Annotated in this window: 18 protein-coding genes; 8 read left to right on the top strand and 10 right to left on the bottom strand. The window is 37.4% G+C overall.

The features are described from left to right. The first annotated feature begins 257 nt into the window (after positions 1 to 257). On the top strand, positions 258 to 3,434 hold the full coding sequence (locus tag OLM57_RS16015; protein WP_264564696.1) for a DEAD/DEAH box helicase: 3,177 nt from the start codon (positions 258 to 260) through the stop codon (positions 3,432 to 3,434). Between the two features lie 326 nt (positions 3,435 to 3,760). Here the strand turns inward: OLM57_RS16015 and OLM57_RS16010 are convergent, their stop codons facing one another. Then, entirely contained in the window at positions 3,761 to 4,627 is an 867-nt protein-coding gene (locus tag OLM57_RS16010; protein ID WP_264564695.1) for a DUF4062 domain-containing protein, read from the bottom strand. 233 nt (positions 4,628 to 4,860) lie between these two features. On the opposite strand from OLM57_RS16010, the gene OLM57_RS16005 reads away from it, so the two are divergent. Then, complete coding sequence (locus tag OLM57_RS16005; RefSeq protein WP_264564694.1) at positions 4,861 to 5,622, top strand: S1/P1 nuclease; 762 nt, start codon at positions 4,861 to 4,863, stop codon at positions 5,620 to 5,622. Positions 5,623 to 5,832: 210 nt separating this feature from the next. Here the strand turns inward: OLM57_RS16005 and OLM57_RS16000 are convergent, their stop codons facing one another. The 6 genes from OLM57_RS16000 to OLM57_RS18725 all read right to left on the bottom strand — a co-directional run bounded on the left by OLM57_RS16000 (position 5,833) and on the right by OLM57_RS18725 (position 11,928). After that, positions 5,833 to 6,615: a GIY-YIG nuclease family protein gene (locus OLM57_RS16000; RefSeq protein ID WP_264564693.1), complete on the bottom strand. Its 783-nt coding sequence runs from the start codon at positions 6,613 to 6,615 to the stop codon at positions 5,833 to 5,835. Positions 6,616 to 6,623: 8 nt separating this feature from the next. Continuing rightward, a complete protein-coding gene (locus OLM57_RS15995; RefSeq protein ID WP_264564692.1) occupies positions 6,624 to 7,649 on the bottom strand; it encodes a hypothetical protein in 1,026 nt (341 codons plus the stop codon). A 5-nt stretch (positions 7,650 to 7,654) separates the two neighbouring features. After that, a complete protein-coding gene (locus tag OLM57_RS15990) occupies positions 7,655 to 7,864 on the bottom strand; it encodes a KTSC domain-containing protein (protein WP_264564691.1) in 210 nt (69 codons plus the stop codon). Between the two features lie 4 nt (positions 7,865 to 7,868). Beyond that, entirely contained in the window at positions 7,869 to 9,728 is a 1,860-nt protein-coding gene (locus OLM57_RS15985) for an ATP-binding protein (protein ID WP_264564690.1), read from the bottom strand. Next, positions 9,715 to 10,950: an SIR2 family protein gene (locus tag OLM57_RS15980; protein ID WP_264564689.1), complete on the bottom strand. Its 1,236-nt coding sequence runs from the start codon at positions 10,948 to 10,950 to the stop codon at positions 9,715 to 9,717. Before OLM57_RS15980 ends, OLM57_RS15985 begins: the two co-directional genes overlap by 14 nt. A 756-nt stretch (positions 10,951 to 11,706) precedes the next feature. After that, positions 11,707 to 11,928: a helix-turn-helix domain-containing protein gene (locus OLM57_RS18725; protein WP_413614331.1), complete on the bottom strand. Its 222-nt coding sequence runs from the start codon at positions 11,926 to 11,928 to the stop codon at positions 11,707 to 11,709. A gap of 541 nt (positions 11,929 to 12,469) precedes the next feature. Here OLM57_RS18725 and OLM57_RS15975 point away from each other — a divergent pair. The 4 genes from OLM57_RS15975 (at position 12,470) to OLM57_RS15960 (ending at position 19,984) form a co-directional block, all read left to right on the top strand. Beyond that, positions 12,470 to 12,658, top strand: coding sequence for a hypothetical protein (locus OLM57_RS15975; RefSeq protein ID WP_264564688.1), 189 nt, complete (start codon positions 12,470 to 12,472; stop codon positions 12,656 to 12,658). 221 nt (positions 12,659 to 12,879) lie between these two features. Then, positions 12,880 to 15,915: a SusC/RagA family TonB-linked outer membrane protein gene (locus OLM57_RS15970; protein WP_264564687.1), complete on the top strand. Its 3,036-nt coding sequence runs from the start codon at positions 12,880 to 12,882 to the stop codon at positions 15,913 to 15,915. Between the two features lie 18 nt (positions 15,916 to 15,933). Further along, positions 15,934 to 17,346, top strand: coding sequence for a RagB/SusD family nutrient uptake outer membrane protein (locus OLM57_RS15965; RefSeq protein WP_264564686.1), 1,413 nt, complete (start codon positions 15,934 to 15,936; stop codon positions 17,344 to 17,346). A gap of 10 nt (positions 17,347 to 17,356) precedes the next feature. Continuing rightward, positions 17,357 to 19,984 carry a prolyl oligopeptidase family serine peptidase gene (locus OLM57_RS15960; protein WP_264564685.1) on the top strand — a complete coding sequence of 876 codons (2,628 nt, stop codon included), beginning with the start codon at positions 17,357 to 17,359 and terminating at the stop codon, positions 19,982 to 19,984. A gap of 319 nt (positions 19,985 to 20,303) precedes the next feature. Here the strand turns inward: OLM57_RS15960 and OLM57_RS15955 are convergent, their stop codons facing one another. Then, a complete protein-coding gene (locus tag OLM57_RS15955) occupies positions 20,304 to 20,576 on the bottom strand; it encodes a DUF6520 family protein (protein WP_264564684.1) in 273 nt (90 codons plus the stop codon). A 221-nt stretch (positions 20,577 to 20,797) separates the two neighbouring features. Then, entirely contained in the window at positions 20,798 to 22,330 is a 1,533-nt protein-coding gene (locus OLM57_RS15950; RefSeq protein ID WP_264564683.1) for a MauE/DoxX family redox-associated membrane protein, read from the bottom strand. A gap of 45 nt (positions 22,331 to 22,375) precedes the next feature. Here OLM57_RS15950 and OLM57_RS15945 point away from each other — a divergent pair, with 45 nt between their 5' ends. Next, positions 22,376 to 22,537, top strand: a complete 162-nt coding sequence (locus OLM57_RS15945) for a hypothetical protein (protein ID WP_264564682.1) — start codon at positions 22,376 to 22,378, stop codon at positions 22,535 to 22,537. Positions 22,538 to 22,967: 430 nt separating this feature from the next. On the opposite strand, the gene OLM57_RS15940 is transcribed toward OLM57_RS15945, so the two are convergent. Next, complete coding sequence (locus OLM57_RS15940; RefSeq protein ID WP_264564681.1) at positions 22,968 to 23,846, bottom strand: AraC family transcriptional regulator; 879 nt, start codon at positions 23,844 to 23,846, stop codon at positions 22,968 to 22,970. Between the two features lie 525 nt (positions 23,847 to 24,371). Here OLM57_RS15940 and OLM57_RS15935 point away from each other — a divergent pair. Next, positions 24,372 to 26,039, top strand: a complete 1,668-nt coding sequence (locus tag OLM57_RS15935) for a T9SS type A sorting domain-containing protein (RefSeq protein WP_264564680.1) — start codon at positions 24,372 to 24,374, stop codon at positions 26,037 to 26,039. The last annotated feature ends 7 nt before the right edge of the window (positions 26,040 to 26,046 follow it).

Genomic DNA, 26,046 nt, shown 5'->3' with positions numbered 1-26,046 from the left:
CATCTTGAAAGGTGTTATACTTTTTCAACAAAACAACTGGATCCTCTGTTTATGGGTACGAGCGGGACGCTCGCACCAGCATGGTGCAGTACTAATTCAGCTCCCAAATTTTCGATAAAAGCATAAACTTTTCACTAAAGAAGAGATTAAAAATTCAATAAATTTATTGAATTTTTAAGTGATTTTATGGCTAATGTATTAATTAGTAATAGTATATATAATTTTTTAATTTAGCAGGACCAATTAACTTTCTAACGATGAACCAACCGCAACAGTTTAGCCTCGAAATACCATTTGAGGCAAGTTTTAAATTAGATGAACCGCTTTATTATTTTAAAGATTCTAAAGATTGCGGCAGCTTTCGCCAAGTTGCCCTTAAAGCTGGATCGCATAATTTAACATTAACCCATAAGAAAGATTCTGTTTATCTAGTACAAGATGTTGAAGGAAATTCCTTTACAGCTTCGGTTACTTTCAAACAAGGGATTTATAAATTTAGTGGCTTAGCCGAACATTCTATTGAATATTCGAAACAAGATTTTAATTTATACAGGAATGGAACAAATGGTTATTCTTTAAGACCTGCTCAGTCTGGAGCTTTGTATTCTCTATTATCCCATTGGTCTTTAAGTTATGATGCATGCACTATCGTACTTCCAACTGGTACTGGAAAGACGGAAACCATGTTGGTGGCGGTATTAGCGGATAATGCGCAAAGGGTATTGGTAGTCGTACCGACAAAGGATTTAAAAAAGCAGTTGTCTCAAAAATTTGAAACTTGGGGTATGCTGCGACAACTAGGAGTAATAAGCGGTGCTACTTCAAACCCTAAGGTGCTTATATTGGATAAAATTATTTCCAGTTCTAAGGATATATTGGATATACAATCAGCAGAAATAATTGTCACTACTCCGGGATTAATTGCGAGGGCAAGTTTCTCACTACTGGACGCACTGAAAGGTACTTTTTCCCATATTTTCTTTGATGAGGCGCATCATGTTGCAGCGGCGGGCTGGAAAAGAATAAAAACACAGTTTGAAGATTCAAAAATTGTACAATTTACGGCAACTCCATTTAGAAATGACAAGAAGCCAATAGAGGGCAAAATTCTCTATAATTATTCTTTAGCAAGAGCACTAAAGGATAATTGTTTTTCAAAAATTTCTTTGATATCGGTTGATGAAAGACATCCTAAAAGAAAAGATAAAGCAATCGCTGACGCCGCAATACAAAGGCTGAAAGAAGACAGGACAAATGGATGGACTAGGCACAAGGTTATGGTCAGGACAGAAAAGAGCAAACATGCGGAAGAACTATATAAGAGCTACAAAGAATGGTTTCCTGATGAGAGGATTGTTGTAGTTCACAATGAGACGAAAGGGCAGGCAAAGATTGTTGAAGAGATAAAAAGAGGCCTATATGATATTGTCATATGTGTTGATATGCTTAAAGAGGGTTTTGACTATCCTGATTTTAAAATTGCAGCTGTGCATAAGCTTCATAAATCGTTGGCGGTCCTGCTTCAGTTTATTGGGCGATTTACCAGAACGCAGGAAGGTTTGGGAGATGCCTCATTTGTTGTAAATTTTGCAGATGAAAACTTATCTGTGGAATTGGAGAATTTATTGCAGGAAGGTTCTGGATGGGAAGAAGTTATCAGTGAAATAGCTGATGCCAGAAAAGCTGATGCGGAATCTTTGTTATCTTTTTTACAGGGCTGTAAACCTTTTTCAGGTTTTGATTCTCCTGATACAGAGTTAAACCCGAAGCTTGTTTATCCTGCCTTGAGCTGTATGTGCTACAGAGCAGCGAAGGTTGATTGGAATAATTTTAAGCTTGCATTCAATCTTTCTAAATACGCTCTTACCCAACCATATTATAACCCTGATGAAAACGTTTTTTATTTTACCACTCAGAAAAGAGAGAAGGTAAAATGGGCCAGAACAGATAAGCTGCGTGATCAGACTTGGAATTTAATAGTAATCTATTTTGATGCTGTGTCGCAATTGCTTTATATCGGATTTTCAGAAAAAACTCTTGAAATAGATAAAGTAGTAGAATGCCTCACTGGATCCAAGCCAGATCGCGTGTCAGGAGATCCTGTTTTCAGAGCATTTGACTCTATAAATCGACTAAGTATAGTGCATGCAGGGATTTTTAAGCCGGCTAGTCATTTGCATCGTTATTCAAGATTAAGCGGTTCAGATGTTACCACAGAACTAAGCAGGTGGAAGAGCGGGACAAGATGCCAGAAATCCGATTTTGTAGGAGTGGGGTTTAGAGATGGTTTTCCTGTGAGTGTCGGCGCCTCGGTTAAAGGGAAAATTTGGAGCCCGGCAAGAGTTGGTGATTTAAAACAATGGAAATCATGGTGCATTCAGGTAGGTAAGCTTATTACTGATGAGTCGATAGATTCGAATAAATTATTAGAAGATTCTGCTGAAAAGACTGAGTTAAAGCTTTATCCTGATAACTTAATTGTAATGGCTTGTGATTGGTCAGAGGATCTTTATGATAAAATACATAAAGTTATAGTGGGTTCAGGTTCAATTTCTTATCTGCTTAGTGAGGCATATATTAAGCTTTTAAGTGTTAAGGATGATAAGGCTCAGTTTGTTTTTTATCTACAGAATGAGAAAATAGAGTTTAGCATCAGGCTTGGAGGTGAAAGAGGGCATAGTATTGAGGGATTGGATAAGAGTCGTTTTTTTGTTGAAGGATTAAGAAGCGAGCCAATGGAGTTAAAAGAATTCTTTGAAAAGTATCCGCCAACGATGTTCCTGTTAAATGGCGACACTATCTCGGGATGTATTTGGACTCAATATGCCCAAGTTGCTGCCGTCAGGATTCCTGATGACAGAATTGAATCCTTAGGATGGGAAGAAGTCCAATACAGTGCTGAGTCGATGTATAAGGGCAGTTTGCAGCGTGAAAATTCTGTGCAGGAGTATATGATGAAGAGATTAGTTAACCAAGGAGCAAAAGTAGTTTTTAATGATGATAATTCAGGCGAGTCAGCTGATATAGTTGCAATATTTCATGATGCAGATACCATCAGATTTGAAATGGTTCATTGTAAATACTCAAAAAATACTGCTGGTTCCAGACTTTTAGATTTATATGAAGTCTGCGGACAGGCTATTGTGTCCTTAAGATATAAATGGAAACCAGAAGAGCTGTTAAAGCATATGGAAAGGCGTGATAATACAGGTGTCTTAAAAGGAAGAAGGTTTTATTATGGAACTAAAGCTGATATTGAGAATATTAGAAAGGCACTTCGATATAGCGAGGTAAAGTTTGAATTTGCAGTTGCGCAGCCAGGTGTAAACGTTAAAAAATTAAATGGTGAGATGACGGATTTTTTAAGTTCTGTATATTCAACGGTTGTTGACATGACAGAAACCAAATTGAAATGTTATTTTAATAGTAAATAGCTTAGGACTCCATAATCATTGTGTATTTCCTGTTATATTTAGGTTCGTTTTTTCTCAGAAGGTCATAGGTGTATTACTAAATATGTTGAGCGTGAGCGAGGCTTGTTCTTAAAACATTCACAGAAAAAGTCGTGAGACTTTTATCGTATTTTTGATTTTTAAGAACTTTTAAAAATACGCAAAGTCATGAGACATTTGCGTAGCGTAGAGATGAACACTTCATGGAGCGGGGGTAAATCAAGACTTATCTTCGGATTTGCAAAAACATCCCTATGCAAAACCATTTTTAAATTAAGTCCAAAACCAGCCATATTGCCAAAATGCTGTTAGCCACCGTTTTTGTTTTTCAGGTTAGCTTTCAAGTCAATCAGTTCTTTTCTTACTGCGTCGCCTAATGCTGTTGGGGTTATACCAATAATAATTTCCCCTTCATCTCCGGAATGTTTCATTGGTCTATAATAATAGTAGTCATTTCCACCGGGAATTTGCTCAAAACCTAAAAGTTCACCAAATGGTTTTGTTCCTTCAGGTATTGAACTAATTGCTTTATTAAGTAACTCTTCATTTATCGCTTCAACTTTGTCATTCGTAACGAACTTGGTGATATATGATGCTGTTGAACCACTAACTTCTGTCAGTGGTATTTGGTCGTAATAACTTACGATTGCTTGTGGACCGACATTTAAAAACGAATGTCCTGTTTTAATTAAGTTTTCAAGTCTATCTTTGATTTCAACTGAATTTTCAAATTGTTCTATCCAAAATCCGCCTTCGTGCCTTTGAATTTCGCCCATTAAGTCAAAAACCCTTATTGTGTCTGCAAAAAAAGGCTCGAATGAATTACCTTTTTTTAAATTATGACGATAAGATTGTCTTTCATTAAAAACATCCTTTCTGACAAATGGTATTATTTTTCTCTCTGTTCTTAATGCTTCATTAAATTCTGCCCAAGTAATCGATAAATTTTCGTCTTTGTAATAAGGGGCTCCAAATCTTCCGTCAACTATTAAGATGAAAAGGTCACAATTTTGTACGTTGTTTATACAAACATCGTGTCTGTGAATTCCAATTTCAACTGGAAAAGTTGCTCGATCGCTTAGAAGTAATTCGTGCCCTTTTTCTTTTAGAAATCTTTCAAGTTCCGCTCTTATGTCAACTAGGTCGTAACAGGTCGATGATAAAAATATTTTCATTGTCTATTTGCTATGGTGTTTTAAAATGGTGGCTAATTAGTATATATGCGAAACAAACCTTTGTGTATACATTTCTTAGTTGGGTTGATTAGCGAAGGTTTGTTTCGTTTTTTGCTATCCAATATCAAACGTACAAAACCATTTCCATTTTTCTTTACGGTTTTCCATATTATTGAAAATAATAAAATACATACATTTGTTGCATCTAAAATTTATTAATGAAATATATGTTCATGAAAAAATACATTTTATTTACTATTCTATGCGCTCTTTTGGTAATGCCAACTAAAACTTTGGCATGGGGTAAAAAGGGTCATGCTTTGGTAGCCGAAGTTGCTTTTAATTATTTGGATAAAAAAACTAAAGATATCGTTTTGGGTTATTTAGACGGTATGAGTATTGAAGATGCTGCCAATTGGATGGATGATATAAAGGACGATCATAGTTATGATTTTATGAAACCCTATCATTATGTTAATATTGATAAAGGAGCAGAAGTGTTTGAAAGATCTGGAAGTAACATTATTTTCATTTTGAATCAAACCATTAAAGAGCTACAAAATAATAAAAACCTGACTAAACAAGAGGTTAAAACCAAAATGCTAATTGTTTTTCATTTAGTTGGTGACTTGCATCAACCCTTGCATGTGGGGTATGGTTCTGATAAAGGAGGTAATACCGTGCAGGTCAATTATAAAGGGCAGGGGTCAAACCTTCATTCTTTTTGGGATTCCGGCATTATATATGACAGGAATGTAACTTTAAAGGACTGTTTGGGAGCTAATAAATTTTCTCCTGCAGCAATGACTAAATTGCAAACCATAGATGTTATTGCTTGGTCTAAAGAATCTCGAAGCTTACTCGATACTATTTACAATACAGGAGGAGCAAAAATAAAGGATAACTATGTTGATGCTAGTGTAATCATAATTGAAGCACAAATTCAAAAAGCTGGCATTCGATTAGCGGCAATATTAAACTACTCTTTCAAATAAAAAAAACAAACATAATACTGCGGATTTTTTTTTTACTGTTTAAAATCTCGTCTAAGTTATTTTAATCGAGATTTCTTTTTTATATATTATTGTGTATACCAATCATTGGAGGCACGAGCGGGACGCTCTTGTCGGCAGGGGATTTACGTTGCGGGAACGGATTGCAAATCCACGCAATTGAATCACCTACACAATAAATTTTTATCTTACTTATTTGTTCTTACTTATTTCAATTAAACGAAGTATTTTGCCATTAATTTCGCAGAATTCGCCAAAATCAAATTTAAACCACTCTCCTCTTACACGATTTTTTTGATACATTTTATGAAGTTCTTTTTCAATTTTTTTATCGCATTGCCATGCTTTTAATAGAACAACATTTGGTTCCTTAGACCGTAATGTCCTTTCTCTATATGTAGGAGTTTTACTTTGTCCGATTTTAAAAGTAAAGTCATCACAATTCATCATTATATATACATATTCCAAATCAGTAGCCAAATTTTTATAATTTTCTGTTGCTAAAAAACTTCTGTAAAATTTTACTTGATCGTATGTTTTTATAATTTCTATTTCTGAAGGCGAAATCAAAATTCCTTTTCCTGATCTTTGAAGAGCAGATGTGGTAACCGTCATGATATCATTTGCTTCAAAGAAGGTTCGTAGTTGATGTATGAATGTATTGTAGACTGATAAGACTTCTAGTTTTTTATTAATTTTGGTAATTTCCAATGAAAAGAGAAGTAAAATATTGTAAAAATTATTTTCTTTAAAATTTAATTCTAACATGTAACCTGGATGTTCATCTGAAAATTGAACGTACACAAATTGAATTTCATAAGATTGTTCAAAATTCGCTGATAAAGCAAAACATTCATTTGTTAGCCCTCTAAGAACATTACCAATTTCTAGATTATCTTTTGCCCATTGCCTAATTGTTTCAAATTCGAGATTAAATATTTTACTATCAAATTCATTATTTAAATCTGTTCTCATCAAGTAAATTATATTTTATTAATTTCAGTTTCGATTAATTTATACTTGTCCTTTACTTCGTCAGCTAAATAGTAATCTAATAAATCTCTTTTAGTTAAAGTACCATCATTGAGGAATTTTTTTAAATATTCCTGATTGAATTCCATTAATAAAATTGATTTTTCAAGTTGTTTTAAAATAGCCTTATTGTTATCGATGTTATTTTGAACTAATAATTTTATAGTTAAGATTTCATTAATATCTTTGATAATTCTGTTAACTAAAATTGCTAATAAATCTTTCTCTAATTCTACAGGTTTAGAATTTAAAGCGATATCTCTGGCTAACATATATGCAATTGCCAAGTTTGAATAATCTCCTTTTTGAGAATTTATTATAGCAACAAAACCAACTTCTGGAATGTAACCAACATTCTCAAAATTCTTCAGAATAGAGTTTTCGACTAATGAAATATCGAAAACTATTAAACTAACTTTAGCATCCCGATTAGCTTGGGCCTCTATTAATTGGCTCCAAGCAGTATCTGATTTCCGATTAAAGACATCTTTGGTTTGAATGTCACCAAACCGAATGCTTTTATCAAACTTACATTCAATGGCAATTTTCAAATCTGGATTTCCATTTATCTCGCAAATAATATCACCGGTTTTATTTTTTGGTATGTTTCCTGCCGTATTTCCAGTTAAAAATGCTTTGTCTTTTAATCGTTTTTCTGAAAAGTAATTGTTTAGAAATTCAGCAATATCATCTTCAGCCAAAGAACCTTTTATTGTGGATTTATAAAAAAGTTCTTTTTTCATTTCAAAGATCATTTTCAGACTTTCTAACTCCGTGCCTAATTCATTATTGGTTTTGGCTAAAAAAGATGAAATACGATCTTCCATTAAAGCCAAAATTCCAATGTAAACAGCACGAAGTAATTTTTCGTCTCTTTCAGTCGCAGGAAGGTTGTCAAAGTAGTTAAACACTATTTGGTTTTCAATTTCAAAATTTGAAATTTCTACTCTTTTTAGCTGTTGATTTAGACTTATCATTTAAATTATACTTTTGAGTATCTGTAATAACCTTTTATATTTTGAGCAAGATACTCTCCATGTGAGCTAGCAGACATTATTCCGTTGTAAATTTTTTCAGGGACATCAAAATACTGGTAAATTCCACCGTTTTTGAATTCAATTTCTAATGTTTCTGAAGAGTCATCATAGCCAATTGAAGCTATGTTTGACGATGTTACTGATTTTCTGTTCATAATATTATTTTATTTTGTTAATTTTAGGGTTTTGAGCTCTCCATGTTTCAATAAATTCTTCGTAATTAGGATTTTTTTCCATCATATTACCCCAACCACCTGGAAGTAATGATTCATTAGTATCTACTTCATCAAAAATTATTGGATCTTGGCTATCGGGTCTTTTATCTCTCGGAGGTGCTTTAATTATTGTTCTCATGGGTAGTTTTACAGATTCTCCTATAATTATTGCTTCACCTGTTTTTAAAATGGGTAACATACTAGTTAATCCTTCTAAATTATCACTTACCGCACTAGTGATATGTGAACGGTCAGCAGAATTTGAAAGTCTTAAGGCAAAAAAAGTACCACATTGAGAAAGAATTGTTGAGTTTATTTCAGAAGGTCTTTGACTGACAATCATAGTTCCAATGCCATATTTTCTACCTTCTTTAACTATTCTTTGAACAATTGATAATGCACTACCTTCAGAATTTAAATAATTATGTGCTTCTTCCATGACCAATAACAATGGACGTTCTTTACCTCCTTGAGATAGATTTCTAGCCCAAAATAATCCATCATAAATTATTCGTAGTAATACACCAATAATTGTATTTAAAATAGTTATAGGTACACCTGATAAATCTAATATTGTTATTGGTTTATCGCTTCCTATCCAGTCTTTTATTAATTCATCTAAATCTTTAGCCGTTGAACCATCTTCATTAGGTGTCCAATCTCCAGGTTTAAATATAAAATCAAATCTAGGGACTCTTAATTTTGAGCCCAGAGAATGTAATTGTTGTCCGCTAGTTAAAGGGGTATCTTGAAGATATTGAATCCTGTCGGTACCTGAAGTAAGAATATTTTTAAAAATGGGTGGTGATGCAGTGGTTGGATTACCTATCATCTCGACTCCAGTTGCATTAGTTTCATAAGCTAATGGGTTATTGTTTCTATCTCGATAAAATTTACCAAGAGTTTCTGTGTATAGGTTATACCAAAGATGATTTAAACTAAAAGGAATTGGGGAATCAACATTTAATGAATCGGATTGTATTCCAGACTTGGGGTAGTTAGTTATACTTTTAAGCTTCTCTTGAAGTATTCTTTCTAAAACTGCATTTTGATCTTTATCATTATTAAATTTCCCAAAACTTATTTCAACTAATTCTTCAAAATTCAATGCCCAGAAAGGAATTAATAATTCCTTTTCTTCACTTCCAGCACTCTTATCCGGATTAACCTTAAAAATATGAGCTTTGTCCTTAAGTGCTTTTCCATACTCCCCGTGAAGATCAAAAACCAAAATCCTCGATGATGGATATTTTTCAGTATCTGACAAAGCATTTAGTAAACTTGCTACAGTAGTTGATTTACCTGAACCTGTTGTTCCTACAACAGCAGAATGTCTAGTTATAAGTTTGTTGACGTCGATTAAAGCGGGGATCGATTCAGCGCCAGCAATATGACCAACATTTACAAAATAAGGTTTGTCGGGTTGACCATATATTCTTTTTAAATCAATTTCAGAAACTAAATGTACTTCATCGCTTATAGTAGGGTATTGAGATATTCCTCTCTGAAACTCTCCTGTTCTTTGACCTTCCCCAACAAGTTGTATTGTCATCCATCGATTACCATATGGTTGGTTTGAAGATTGATTTTCAGGAACAGCACTTGCTCCAACTTGTGTTATAATTCCAAATAAATAGTTATATCCAATTGGAATTTTGACAAAACTTCCAATTTGTCCAATTTTGTATCCTTCTCCATCAACATATGTTAATCCTGACAATGAATCATTAACCATAGCTACTCTAATAGTAGTTCCACTAACATCTTGAACCGATCCTAAATATGTAGAGTTATTTTTCATCATCTAATTTTGTTTGATTAAACCCAATTAAAGCTTGCAGGAAATCACCCAATTTTGAAAAATCACCCAATTTTAAATAATCTTTTTGTTCCTCGCCATCAACTTTTTCTTTTGGACTTTTAACTACACAATTAGCTAAGTTGTCCTCTTCTTCAATTGGAGCTAATGTTTTCCATTGTCCTCTAACAGTTCCAATTATTGCTTCATCGAATCCCCATAAAGCTAAATTATTTCTGTTCAATGCTAGTTGAATAGCTTTTGGATATCGTTCAATAATATTATCACTTGTATCCGTATAAGTCAAAGTTTCATACATTAAAGCAAGAACCATAGTATTAGGATTTGATTTCATTGCACTAACAATAGTATCATTTAAATGTTCATCATTAAATGAATATCCAGAAAGAATAAGTAATGAATTTGGATTTCTAAGAAAACGGTTTAATTGATCAATTAATGCTAAATAAGGCATTTTTCTACTTTGTTCATATTTTAGATGTGAAGGGTAGATCAAATGAGAGGCATTAATTTCAGTTGTTTTACTAGAACGAAAAACTTCTCTATTTTCTTTTTGAAACCAATTTATTGAACCGTGAATTTTCCATAATCTAGTCCAATGCTTTGGTATCAAATTATCCTCAACTGCTCTTAAATCAAAAAAAGATTGGCGCGAACCTACAAAACCATCAAAATATGGAACTGATAAATCTTCAAAAGCTTGTTCTATTAATAAATCATAATTTGTTGTAAAGACTTCAATAGGTTTTTCTCTATCTATTGATATCCATTTTGTTAATTTGTGATATGGTGATTCTCTATCTGGAAGAATTACATCTAATTTCGTTACTATTTTACTGCAAATATCTTTTTCTAAAGTAATTAAGTCTTGCTCTGTAAATCCTCTAACAGTATTACCAATTGAAACTTCTTTTAAACCTCTAATAAAACTTAAAATATCTTCTATATTATCAACACTTTTCTTTGATAATGTTACTTCCGTGAGTAATTTGTCAAAAGTGTTTTCACCTCCAGTTTTTGATGATAATTCTTCTTTTATATATTTGGTAAGCCCTGCAACATCCGCAATTAATGGCCATTGACTTTCTGGCATATTTACTGATAACGGACAACCTGCAGAAATAAAAAAACCAATTGGTTTCTTGTCTTGGGATAAAGTTTGTCTTAAAAATTTTATATGCTTTAATGGGTCGTGATAATTTATCATTTTTTTATTTTACTTTTAAAATTTATAATAATTTAAATTTATTTCAACCTTTACACTCTCAAAAAGAGGGACGCTTAAGTTAGCGGAAAAATTTTAAAAAAATCTTTCTAGAATTTTTAAACTCAAATAAACACCCAACTTTTGATATAATATAATTTTTCAATTCTTTATGGTCTTAAGTTGATTGATTTCTATTGTATACTTAAGACTTACATATTCTATACTGATATCTTTGAAGTTTTTTCCTGAATTTTTGAATTTATATATAATGTGAAACAGACCATAATGTGTTTTTATTTTTGAATCAAAGCGAAGGTCTGTTTCCATTTTACTAGACAATACCAAACATACAAAATAGTTTTAATAAGATATTACGGTTTCCCGTATTTCAAAATTTTCTCATAAAAAAAGACACTATATAGCGTCTTTGTTATTTTTTATTCCTGTTTTTCCCTCTTTCATTAAAATGTGAGTTTTTCCTAACCTCATATATTTTTCCTCTAATGTAAACTCCAACTGGGATAATCACTATCACTATTATTATTTCATACCATTCCATACCATTCCATACCATTCCATACCTCAGATATAGAAGGTATGAAAAGTTACTTTTTAATCTCAAAGTTAATTACTCCCAAATTAACAACTTTTACTCCCGATTTGACAACTTTTTGTTATCAAACAAAAAAAAGATGCTGTAAAGCATCTTTTGGGTGGTATTGGATTTAGGTCAAATCTTATTTTTGGTCATTTATTTTAACAATCTATCAATTTAAAAAACTCCGAAAGTTTTATATTTTTTGCCTCACAAATCTTATTCAAAGTATAAAGAGTTATTGTATAGTCTTTATCATTAGAGATTCTTCGAGCAGTTTTTTCGTCAATATTGTGATTTAAAGCAAACTCCGTTTTAGGTTGAATTTCTCCAATCCACTCAGTTGCTATATAGTCACATATTTTTCTGTTTAAATCACTCATAGTAACAAATTAACATACTAACAATTAAATTCAATCGGACTGTTGTCCGATTGTAAAAAACTTTTCTTATATTTGTTTTGAATTTTTATATTTGCGATTCTTCATATCAAAATATTGAAGCATTCGCTTAGAATCTAGCTCTTGAAAACTGGTAATTTTTGCAACTAGATAATAAGTATGATGCTCACGCCCCATGGCGTGGGCTCACTTATTGTTGCACGGTATACCAGTACCTCAAGGGCAGTAAGCTGAGTTCCATGCCATTTTTTTATGCCTCTTATTTTGGTAAAAAACTCCTGCTTTTATTCTTAGCGATTTTTTCTTCATTTTTCAAGTTTCGCAATTGCTTATTTTATCATTGATTCAAAACTAGTGCTCATAAATAACGTTGCCTATGGTATAAAACGAAATATCACTGTTAATTAATGCCTGTGCTGATTCTTTATTTTGAATTAGTGTTTCGGTGCAGACTATGTTTAATTATTTTGAATGATGAATTATAAATTTTGGATGGAGGATTGAGTAGCAAGAAGCAAGATTGATGAAAGCAGAAAGCAGAAGGCAGAAAGCAGAAGGCAGAAGGCAGAAAGCAGATTGCAGAACAAAGAAACAAGAGCAAAGAAGCAAGAAGAAAGAGGCAAGATTGCAGAACGCAGATCTCAGAACGCAGAAAAGAAAAAAGAAAAAAGAGCAAAGAAGCAATAAACAAGAATACCGATTTAACAATTAAAAAAATGTGCCTATGATTGAATGATAATAGTGAGGTTGCTTTGCCACGTTCCTCGCAACTCCTCGCAATGACGTAAAACAAACAAATACTTAACTAAAAACTAAAAATTGCCTATGAATTAAGAAAACTAAAAAAAAAAGGCCCTCTAACCGTCTGGACAACTGCGTAGAGAGCCGTAGCTAAACAAAACTTATATAAATCTATTTAACCAACCCAATATTATGAATAATTTTTCATTTTCTAAGGGTGGAAGGGCTTTTTGTTTCCTGTTTTTTATGGGAATGATGTTGTCTTTTACACCTTTACAAGCCAAAAATTCTCTTCGGCAACCTACTGCCACAACACAACAACATCAAATACAAGGGATTGTCACCGACGGCAACAATCCTTTAGCGGGCGTAAGCATTTCGATACAAGGAAAATCGGGTACTGCCGCTGTGTCCGATTATAGTGGTCATTACTCGCTTGCTGCAATGCCTGATGCTATTTTAGTTTTTACCTATTTAGGGTTTAGAACGCAGACAGTTTATGTGCAGGGGCGCAGTACCATCAACATCAGCCTGCAGGAAAACACCACCAAACTGCAGGAGGTCAAGATCAACGCGGGGTACTACTCCGTAAAGAACAGCGAGCGCACTGGGAGTATTTCTAAAATTAGCGCCAAGGATATTGAGAAACAACCCGTGATCAATGTGCTTGCCACTATGCAGGGACGTATGGCGGGGGTCAATGTTATCCAAAACTCGGGGGTGCCGGGAAGCGGATTTGAAATCCAGATTCGAGGACTGAACAGCCTGCGTGCCGATGCGAACCAGCCGCTGTACATTATTGATGGTGTTCCTTATGCCTCGGACGCTATAGGAAGTTTTTATACTTCGAGTACCACACCACGACAAACGAGTCCGCTCAACAGCATTAATCCCGGTGACATTGAAAGTATTGAGGTGCTCAAGGATGCGGATGCGACAGCGATCTATGGTTCTCGGGGTGCCAACGGGGTAGTGCTGCTTACTACTAAAAAAGGGAAGGAGGGGACTACTCGTTTTATTGCCAACGTATCGAGCGGTTTTGGGCAGGTAAGCCGTTTTGTGGATTTGATGCACACTTCTGAATATCTGCAAATGCGTAGGGAAGCTTATGCCAATGACGGCATTACGGACTATCCTGCAGATGCTTATGACGTAAACGGTAGCTGGGATCCCAACCGTGATACGGACTGGCAAAAAGAACTGATAGGCGGCACTTCGCGTTATACTGCTGTACAGGCCTCGGTATCTGGAGGATCGGCACAGACCCAATTCCTGCTGTCGGGCAATTACAATAAGGAGACCACTGTTTATCCGGGGGATTATCAATATGTAAGAGGCAATATGCATGTGAACCTAAACCATGCTGCGGAAAACAAGAAGTTCCAAATTAATTTTACAGGCGGTTATACTGTGCAGGATAATTTTCTGCCGCCCATCGATTTTACCAAAGAGGCACTGCTGCTTTCTCCCAATGCGCCTGCATTGTATGATGCTGCCGAAAATGTGAACTGGGAGTATAACACTTTTAATAATCCGCTAGGGAATTTAGCCGGAAAATTTAACAGCATTACCCATGACCTCATTGCCAACGCGGTGCTGTCCTATGCATTGACTGAGGGACTGGCGGTCAAATCGAATTTTGGATACACTGACCTGAGGCATACCGAAATCAACAGCCAGCCCTCGACCATTTACAATCCTGCGTACGGATATGGCAGTGAAGCTTCGCTTGTTTTTGAAAACAATACTAACCGTCAATCGTGGATTGTTGAGCCGCAGCTGTCCTGGAACCGAAAGGTTGGCGACTGTAAAATAGAAGCATTGGCGGGTGGTACTTTCCTAGAGCAGAGTAGTGACCAGTTAGTAACGATGGGTTCGGGATTTGCCAGTAACAGCCAGATGGATAATCCAGGTTCTGCCGCTAGTTATACGGTGTTGAGCAGTAATCCAACTGTCTATAAATATCAGGCCTTTTTTGGACGTCTCAATTTTAACTGGCTGGAACGCTATATCGTCAATGTTACTGGACGAAGAGACGGTTCGAGCCGTTTTGGTCCGGGCAAACAATACGCCACTTTTGGTGCTGTGGGTGCTGCCTGGCTTTTTGGGAATGAATCCTTTGTAAAAAATACTATTGGATTTTTGAGTTTTGGAAAATTACGAGCTAGTTACGGTACCACTGGAAATGACCAGATCGGGGACTATCAGTATCTTGATACCTACAGCAGTTCGGGAGAAGTTTACCAAGGTGTAAGCGGATTGAGTCCCTCACGGCTTTTTAATCCGGATTTTGCATGGGAGACCAATGCTAAATTGGAATTTGCGCTGGAGACGGGCTTCCTGAATGACCGTATTTTTACCACTGTCGGGTGGTACCGCAACCGTTCTTCCAATCAGCTTGTGGGAACTCCGCTGCCGGCTACGACAGGGTTTACCTCGATACAGTCTAACCTTGATGCCACTGTACAAAATACAGGAGTGGAGATTACTGTTCGCACTGTCAATATCAGCAATGCTACTTTTAAATGGATCAGCAACCTGAATTTTACCCAGTCTAAAAATGTACTCTTGTCGTTTCCTAATTTGGAAGGCTCTCCGTATCGCAACCAATATGTAATTGGACAGCCCTTGAATATCACCAAGGTATACCATCAGCTCGGGGTGGATGCTAATACGGGTGTTTATCAATTTGAAGATGTGAACGGTGACAAAGTCATTACAGCAGCTGACGACCGAAGAACCCTAAAGGATCTCAATCCCCAATTTTTTGGCGGACTGGAAAACGAGCTGCATTATGGCCCGGTTACCCTGGATTTCCTTTTCCAGTTTGTGAAGCAGCAGAATTTTAATCCCACCTTTATGTTTGGTATGCCTGGCACTATGACCAACCAGCCCTCGGCCGTGACAGAACATTGGCAGGAGGCAGGTGATGTCGGGCCTTATCAGGTGTATAGTAGCGGCATTACACCGGCGATACAAAGAGCCAACACCCGATATGCCCAGAGTGATGCGGGGATTAGCGATGCGTCTTATATCCGATTGAAAAACATCTCGCTATCGTATGACGTGCCAGAAAAGTGGAGTGGAAAGATGCGATTCCGGTTTAGTCTGCAGGGACAGAATCTGATGACTTTTACGAAGTATAAAGGTGCTGACCCTGAGTTCCGGACTGCGGGGTACTTGCCGCCGCTTCGTATGTATACCAGCAGTTTGCAAGTTACTTTTTAACCAAAAAAAAATATCGTGATGAAAAATACTACTAGATTATCTGGCTGCAAGAGGTTATGCAAAACCTTGACTTTTAAAATTGCACTGTTTGTGGTTGTCAGTCCGTGTCTTATGACTGGCTGTGATGGATTTACCGAAGTGGGTCTTCCTGCCTCGCAACTTACGGCTGCGGCCGTTTTTGAAGACAAAGCCACGGCCAATGCGGCTATGGTTGAAATTTATTCTAAAATTCGTGATAACGGATTGCTCACGGGATCTTTGTCGGGACTCTCGAGCCAGTTGGGACTTTATGCCGATGAACTTGCATTGTATGGAGGTGAAGTCAATTTTTATAACAATGCCTTATTGCCTTCGGGGAGTGAGGTTGCTGAATTATGGAACAGCAGTTACAACCAGATATATGCAGCCAATGCGGTTGTGGAGGGAGTGGAAAATTCTGTTTCCCTAACCACAGCCGACAGAGACCAGCTCAAAGGGGAAGCCCTTTTTGTGCGCGCCTTGCTTCATTTTTATTTGATGAATTCCTTTGGCGCTATACCCTATGTTCGTACGACCGATTATGAGCAAAATAGCGTTGTGAAGCGTCTGCCCGAAAATGAGGTCTATGCGTTGCTAAAAGTTGATCTTGAAGAGGCGATTGCCCTACTGCCAGAGGATTATGTCAGTGCGGAGCGGGTTCGCCCTAATAAATGGACTGCCGAAGCCTTACTGGCAAGAGTGAACCTTTATGCTGGGGCATGGGATGAAGCTTCGAATGCGGCTTCGGCGGTACTGAACCAAACGGGGCTGTATGTTTGGGAGGCCGATCTTGATAAAATATTCCTAAAAGAAAGCACTACAACCATCTGGCAGCTGATGCCCAGAATACCCGGTGACAATACCCTGGAAGCGGCGACCTTTAGCTTTGTCAGTGGGCCACCGCCACTGTCGGCATTATCGAATACGCTAATGGAAGCATTTACGGCAGACGACCAAAGAAAAGTACATTGGACGACAGCCATAACAGATGGCACGGATGTTTGGTATCATGCCAGCAAGTATAAAGCTATTGCTAATACGGGAAGTGCTGTGGAATATCCGATTGTTTTTCGACTTGCCGAACAATATTTGATTCGAGCAGAAGCGCGGGCGCATCAAGGTGACCTGATTGGCGCGAAGGAAGATCTTAACAAAATCAGACAAACAGCGGGATTGGCGGATACGGAAGCCATAACCGCGGCTGCTATTATTGAGGCTGTAATAGCGGAAAGACGGCTGGAATTGTTTACGGAGTTTGGGCATCGTTTTTTTGACCTGAAAAGAACAGGGAAGCTTGAAGTAGTTCTATCACCGCAAAAAGCAGGATGGAATGTTACCGACCGTAATTTTCCGATACCTGAATCGGAACTGTTGCTAAATCCTAATCTAGCGCCACAGAATGATGGTTATTAAAAGGAATACCATGAGAAAAAGATTAACTACCAATCATCAGTTTGTCCTGTGGTTTAGCGGTATTTATTTTTTGTTCCTTTCCTGTCCCATCATGGGGCAGGAAAAACAAAAAAGACAACTTACCGATGCCGATTACCATTTGTGGAGTACGTTACGAGCCAAAACCATTTCGGATAAAGGACATTGGGTGAGTTACCAGTTGCAGTATGAATCGAAGAAGGATACGCTGTTTGTGAAAAGTACGAAAGGGAATATTAGCTATGCCTATCCACGAGGGTATGAAGGACGTTTTGGCGGAGAAAAGTGGTTTGGTTGTAAAAGGCACGATACACTAGTGATGCAAAATTTAGAGACTGGAGACCTACAGTATACCTCAAACGTAAGCAGTTTTGTTTTTACTAAAAATGGGAAATACCTGTTGCTGTTTTTAAAGCAAGCTGAGGATAAAATCGAGTTGGTCATAAAAGACAGGAAAGGGAAAATAGCAGGGCGTATTGGGGATGTGAGCAGTTGGAAACTGGATGATACAGGGAACGCTTTGGTTTTTTGTGTGGATTCGGTTGACAATTATTCCGTTGGAATTTTGCAGCTAGGAAATACTATTGAGAAACAAACGATTGCCACCGATAGCAGTAATGGATTCCAGAATCTTAGCTGGAGGGGGAATCGGATTGCTTTTATGCAACAGGATATTAGTAATGCGAAAGTCTTTTGCTATAGTACCGATGATAAAAAGTTAATTGTTTTTGATCCAGAAAGACGGGATGATTTTCCGCGGGGTCTGCAAATTTCGATGAGAAATGGTACTATACTGTTATCTCCAGATGGTGCCCGCGTCTTTTTTGAATTAGAGGAAAATAGTGCTAACTCAGTCCCATCGGGAACAGGGGTTCAGGTATGGAATGCGGCGGATAAGTTGCTTTATCCCAATAAACAGCTTTTTGGTGCGCCAGCAGATCGGAATAAATTAGCGGTATGGTGGCCGGAAAGCAACCGTTTTTTTCAGATTACGGATAAGCAACTGCCAGTGGGTGCTTTGAACGGGGACTTTACTTATGCCATAAGCTATGATCCGATTGCCTATGAGCCCCAGTCTAATTATGATGGGGTACGGGATATATTTATTACCGAATTGTTGACTGGCAAAAGAAAACGGATCCTTGAAAAGCATTCAGGGGATATTATGACGCTGCTAATGTCTCCAAATGGGAAATACATTTCGTATCCTAAGTCGGGGAACTGGTGGGTGTATGACATCAAGAAAGATACCCATACCAACATTACTGAAAATTTGGCAACATCTTTTTTTAACCAAGATTATGATCGACCGAGTGGTCCAATGGCCTATGGGAATCCGGGTTGGATGGCTAATGACCACTCGATGCTGCTGTATGACGAGTTTGATATTTGGGAACTCTCGGCTGACGGCTCTTCCAGCGTTCGGTTGACTCGTGGGAGGGAAAAGGGAATTAGCTTTAGAATTAAGTCGTTAACCGCCCAGCAGGGAACTAAAACTGATGCGTTTGAATGGAGTACTGGACAGTTTAATCCCGATGACACGCTGATTCTGGAAGCACACGAAAAAAGTACGGGATCGAGTGGTTATTATTCATGGAATAGGAGGGAAGGTGTAAAGCCTTTGGTTTGGGAAGCCAAGAAAACAAATCAATTCCTCAAAGCGGCTAACAGTGATGCGTTTTTGTATGTGGAGCAAAGTTATGCTTGCGCACCTCGGATTGTATTTCGCCCAGATTTTAAAACTCCTGGGAGGGAACTAGTTCAAAGCAATCCACAACAGCAGGATTATTACTGGGGGAAATCGGAGCGAATCGATTATATCGTAAAGGGAAAAGCACTATCTGGAGTGCTTGTTTATCCTGCGGATTATCAGATTGGAAAGCGCTATCCGATGGTGGTTCAAATTTACCAGCGTCAGTTTCAGTATCTGCACGATTATGTTAATCCGACTGTGTTTGAAGAGGGAGGATTTAATATCAGCAATTTTAGCACACAGGGGTATTTTGTGCTGCGACCTGATATTGTTTATGACTTGGGAGAAGTGGGGGCATCGGCGACTGCTTGTGTATTGTCCGCAGCCGATGCGGTGCTAGCAACCGGTTTAGTTGATCCGTCTAAGATTGGTTTGATTGGGCATTCGTTTGGGGGATATGAAACGGATTTCATTATTACCCAAACCGATCGATTTGCCACGGCTATAGCTGGAGCGGCATGGACTGATTTGGTCAGTACCTATCTGTATATAGGCGGGAATTATCTCAAGCCTGATTTTTGGCGGTCGGAATATGACCAATTGCGGATTGGAAAATCGCTGTTTGAAGGTACAGACAGCTATCTTAGAAATTCACCTGTGCTGCAGGCCGCAAAGGTAAGCACACCTTTATTAGCATGGACTGGTGCGGAAGATCGACATGTTAATTATTACCAGAGCATTGAATTTTATCTTGCTTTACGAAGGCTTGAGAAAACACACACGTTATTGATTTATCCCGGGGATGGTCACGCATTGATGGATGGATCGAATCAAAAAGACCTGACGCAACGCACTGAAGAGTGGTTTGGGTATTATTTGAAAAATGAGCCTTTGAAGGCGTGGATGGGTGCAGATTCTCATAGATGATTCGTACTTTAAATGATTATGAACCCGTTGTGCGTAATTATTAAAAACGGCAATTCCGATTGCTATTGGAAGAGTGTTTTTTGACAAGTAAAACAGAACAAACTTCTCTATACGATTCGCACTCGAAGTGACGTGTATCGAGAACCGTTTTTAATGCTAATTTTTCTTGTTCTCGATACGATCCCGCCCAAAAGCGGGATCACTCGAACTGACGAAAAATTGTCATCAAAAACTAATTGCAGCCAACGGGTTAGTGCATATAAAAAACAATGCCGCCTGAATTTGATTCAGACGGCATTGTAATTGAAAAAGCTTTTAGTTATTGTGTATCTCTAAAGAGCTGATTCGGACAGGTTGCACCCGGTTTTGCATAGAGATTAGCACCATCGATGTCTGATGTACAGACAAAAGTTCCGCTGTTGGAACACATTTGTACTTGCTGACAAGGTATGGCCGCACTTACATGTTTGTACCCCAATACGGGAGCCAACTTATTATTACTGTTTTCCACGGCATTGGTTGTCAATGCCCCTGCCAACCCAACCGCAGCTGCGGCTATTGGCATTACTAAATTTAAAAATGTACTTTTCATAATAAAAAAAAATTAGAATTGATGATCTACTCTTTTTTACAGGTTTTCGATCTTAGTCCTGCTACTTGGCCAATAGATTTTTATATTTTTATTTGACTTAAATGGGTTTGACTATGTACTTTAGCGTATTTTGTCTTAGCTTAAAAAAAAAATGATTAGCCACAAATTGCACAAATTTTCACAAATTAATTTACGTTATCAATTCGATTCAGTCTTGTATGCTAGTTTATACCTCTTATGTTGTTTTGATAATTTTTGGTGATTGTTTTGCCTAGCTTGTACCTGACAATGCGATTGCCAATCAGAGCATATAATGTCGAATCCTGTACCATAAAGTTTTTCATTTTAGTATTCTCTTCATTATAGATATAAAAGCTTAATAGGTAACTATTCCCTGAAAGGTCATATAAGTCTATAATGCTTGCTTGTTCCCACATTTTGATATTTTCGTAGCGTCCCGGTATCCCGGAATTGACGAACAGCAGGTTATTGAATACTGCACCGTTTTTATTGACAATAAGGGGATGCCGCCCCAGTTTCTTTTGGTTGTGACTTTTAATTGTAATAATGTTGAGGTTCGCATGGCTCATCGTATCGATTGTATTTCCTCTATAATCGATGTTGAGATTACCGTCAGCCACAGTGTACTGGTTGCGGTAGGCATATACATAAACCAATCGGTTCAACTGTTTACTGTAGGCCATTTGACCATCTGTGTCAAAAATGCCGTCGATTTGTTTTTGCAAAAATGCCGGATTCAGTCGTGTCTTGGTGGTGTCATGTAAATCCAATGCTGCCATAATGCTTTCACCACTACCGCGCTTTTGTGTGCGTACCACCATTACAGTGGAATCCATCGGCTCTGCTAGTGAAAAGTATTCGCCTCCTTTTTTAACCAGTTTTGCTTTCCAATCCTTGATGTTACCTTTGAATATACAAGGTACGGAGCCATCGTATACGTAGAAATAGGGAGCTGCGACTTTTATCTTTACTGATTTGAAAGGGAGGTTTTTGTGATCCAATTCAATTTGGTATCGTGTTTTTTGTTTTAAAGTAGAATCGAGTACCGTTACCAGTAGTTGTGCGGTGGTGTTGCCGAGGTATATTTTATGATGGTCAACACCGGCAATGTAATAGGAATTTAACTGAATGTCGGCTTCCCTCGCTTTTACAGCTGGAAAATGGGGAAAGCGTCTTGTGAATTTATTGTGGTAGTGTGTTATGTTTTCGGAGGCTAAGAATAGTCCCGATACGATGCCTATAGCTACTACAGCTAAAATCGCGAAAATAATGATGAGCCTACTAGGGCTTATAATCTGATGTTCCTTTGGGGTTGCGTTGCGTAGTATCAGAATACCTATTATAGCTAAAATAATGCATATTATATTGAATAGTAAGTGTTCGTTCCATCCCATTTTTTCGAGGATTCCCCCGCAGGAACAAGGAATAAATGAGCTGAAATTTAGAATAATAAAAATGTAAGCTGTAAACATTAGCATTAGGCTAAAAGAAGCAAAAAGTGCTGTAAGACGAAATCGAGGGAAAAGTAGCATTACTACTATGAGGAGTTCTATAATGGGAATTAACCACGATATAACATCAGCAAAAGCACTTAGTAATGGGGACTGTCCCAGTTGCACGCTGAAATTTTCAAAATCAAGTAGTTTGCTTACTGCTGCATAAGTAAATAAGAGTATGTAGAGATAACTGATGCATGCTGCAATTTTATTTGTTTGTGAGACAGATAGTTTCATGGTGTTGTTTCTTTGGTTTTGTGTTGTAAAGTTCTGTTTATTAAAATGAAAACAGTTTGCAAATTGGGAATATCGATATGCAAAAGGGGAAGTCGCTCTGAAGAGGAAAGAAGTAAGAGACAAGAGGAAAGAAGCAAATGGGAAGAAGCAAGAGGGAAGATTGCAGGAGGCAGATTGCAGAAAACAGAAAAAAGTTTTTTATTTTGAATTTTGAATTGCTTCACCTGTTCGTTCTCGCTCGGGTATAAATTTTGAATAATGAATTGATTTGCCTTTTTTGTCTAATAGCCTCACTAATTTTATTTGAAGAATATTTTTTCTTTTGTCTTGATACAAAAGAAACAAAAAATCAAGCCTCAATATTTTTAAAGATAAAATAATCGAACAGATTTTCCTATCCCGACCCCAGCCGCTTCGCTAGGGGGTCGCTCCCTGCGGCCAACGCTAAAATCCTTATCGTTATTTTGTCTTTAAAAATATTAGGGCGGGAGTGGACATTTTCAGATGCTAACTATCATTTCTGCCAGCTAATGAGCAAATTTCTATCGTGCTTTGTGGAGTAAAACTATAAGGGCGGGGAGAGGACGGTAATGAAGAATATTTTATTTGGTCGTGGATTATAGCCATGGCGGTGTTTTTAAGCGCTGCTATTATCTACTGCATCGTCGCGCTTCAATTCGCTTGGGGAATAGTTGTATCGTTTTTTGAATGCTTTGTAGAAGTTGGTATAGTTAATGTATCCGCAGATAATAGCGATTTCCTTAATTGGAATGACAGTTTGCTGGATCATCAAATGGGCTTTTTTTAATCTTTCTTCGGTATAAAACTTATAAATGCTGGTGTTGAAAAAATGTCTGAAACTATCTTTTAATTTGAATTCATTTACATTGAATATTTTTGACAATTCGTTTGTGCTTGGTAATGGGGCTTCTAAATTTTTTAAAATGTATTCTCGAACATTTTGAACCAGAACGGTGTCTGATTGATGTTGGTCTACTGTATTTGGTTTGGTAGTTGTTTCCGGAAGGAGATCCTGAAGAATAGTGGTTATGGAATTGATGATAATGCTGTTGCTATACAATAGTCTTGAAACAGTGCAAAAGGATGGTACGAGGTGCTGACTTGACGTGACAAACAATAATTGTACCGTGGCTAGTGCTGTTTTGTCGGTTGCTATTTGCTCTATGACGATTTCCCATAAAGGTATCGATTGTTTGGCGAGTACTTTGTGAAAATCCTGTTCGAAGAGCATCTGGGGTTCGTGACCCAAAAGAACCGGTATTGGAGCGCTGAAACTTTTGATTGTAAAATTTTTGTCCAGAATTAGTGTTGCCTGCACCAAACTTTGGTAAGTGTAATGTGGGTTTATGTAGCCTAAGTCTGCCGTTAGCAATTGCAATTTTTCGGCAGTAGTATTGAGCATGACTATCAGTTCATCCAACTGATTGTTTTCTCCATCCCGTTGCAACCTGAATGTCAGGTTGCCAGTAGCCATTTCGAAAAGCATCTGATACATGTTTTTTACTTTTTGTTGGATCGACTGGTTGTTCATGAAACTATAGTGATGGAAGTTGAATATCCTTTGTAAAGAGGAACAAAACTATATCATATAATTTTTTGAAACTAAAAGTGTGGTGTGTGATTCGGGAATTGAATAGGGAGCGGGGATAGATAAATATAGATTTAGCGCGTAATAAAAAAGAGTTAATTTTTATTTTTGGAACGCCTGATACTATTCATTTGGTAATTTATTTTGGTTATGAAGCGTAATTTTTTTTATGAATTTATAGCTGTTTGAAAAATATATCTTTTTTTCATAAAAAAATGTAAGTTTCGGAGGAAAATTGCCAAAAACACAATTTTTATAAGAAATAAAACACAATTTTGATTGAAATATCACCAAAAGTGGGTATTGCACAGTTGAAATTGAAAGCTTACTATTGCGGCGGCTCTGTTATAAATTAACATAAATTAACACAAAATTATTTATAGCTCTTAAAAAACAGCAGCTCAATTTGCTATCGTCCTCAAAATCAAATTTATGAAAAGAAAATTACTTCTACTATTACTTTTTTATTCTTGTCTTGGCCAATCCCAAGATATTCTTTGGGAAAAATCATACGGAGGACTCCATGCCGACTATCTTTTTGATGCACAACCCACAGCCGATTATGGATTTATACTGGCTGGTAGTTCCTTGTCTGAAAAAACAGGAAATAAGGAAGAGAACAACCGTGGCGATCTGGATTATTGGATTTGGAAAATGAATGAAAAAGGCGATCTCGATTGGCAGAAAAGCCTTGGAGGCAGTGGTTTTGATTTGCTTCAAAGCATCAAAAATACAAAGGATGGAGGCTTTATTTTGGCTGGTACTTCCAATAGCCCGAAAACTCCAGAGGGCGGTATAGGCAATAAAAAAGAGGACTGCAAAGGTATTACCGATTTTTGGGTGATTAAACTCAATGCTAAAGGTGACGAACAATGGCAAAAAACAATTGGTGGCAGCGGTCAGGATGAATTGCTGTGTGCATTTCAAACCACCGACGGCGGCTACATGCTTGGCGGTTCTTCCAGCAGTACCCTGCTTCCGCAAAAAGACCTCACTGAAAAAGGAACTATAGATGTGAAACCCGATTTGACAGGCAAGACCGAAAAATGCAGGGGCAATATGGATTACTGGATTGTAAAGCTGGACAATACCGGAGCTGTAGTATGGCAAAAAACATACGGAGGCGAATACGCCGATGTACTGCGAAGCATGGAACAAACGGTGGATGGCGGCTACATTTTGGGCGGTTACTCTAATTCACCTCGTTCCGGTGATAAAACGGAGGCCAATTCTGGAATTGGCGATTACTGGATTTTGAAAATTGACATGGAAGGCAAAATAGAGTGGCAAAAAACATACGGTGGCAATGGGGACAATCAGCTGTATGTGATTCACCAAACCCAAGATGGCGGTTATATAGCGGGGGGGAATTCCAACAGTACTACTGCCCTCACTTTGCTGGGTGGAACCGTCAGTAACGGAACCGATTACTGGGTAATGAAAATGGATGAAACCGGAAAAGTGGTTTGGAGCAAGACTTACGATTTTGGTAAAGTTGATATCCTGACCTCACTGGTAGAAAATGACGACCATACTTTTCTGGTTGGCGGGTACGCTCAGAGTGAAAGCGAGCAAGGCAACGGTGGTTTGCAATTGCTAAAAGTAACTGGAGACAAAGATGGAATAAATGATTATATCGCTTTGAAAATTAGTGATTCTGGCGAAGAACTTTGGAAAAAGACCGTAGGAAGTAAAGGCGAAGACATTCTAAGAAAACTAATAGAAACCCGAGATGGAGGGTATTTGCTAGCCGGAACCTCTAACTCCAAATCTTCTAAAGACAAAAACTCGACCATTGGCGGAAACGATTTTTGGGTTGTCAAATTGAAAGACAAGCAGAAACCGGAAGAAGTAAAAGTTAAGATAGAAGCCATACCAAATCCGGCTAACACTTTTACCAACATTATTGTGGGCTATGACTTTGAGCAAGGTACAGCAACGGTTTATGACCTTCGGGGCAGGAAGTTGCAAAGTTTTGAAATACATAACAGAACCGTACCGATTGATTTAAGTATGTATTCTGAAGGTATTTATATCGTAAGCATCAAGACCAATGTGCATACGGATGGTGTGAAAGTCATTAAGGGGAGTAATAATTAAAAAGAGT

The sequence above is a fragment of the Flavobacterium sp. N3904 genome (genome assembly GCF_025947305.1).
GTDB lineage: Bacteria > Bacteroidota > Bacteroidia > Flavobacteriales > Flavobacteriaceae > Flavobacterium.
The sequence above is the reverse complement of the archived record's forward strand: the minus strand, read 5'-3'. Positions and strand labels throughout refer to the sequence as shown.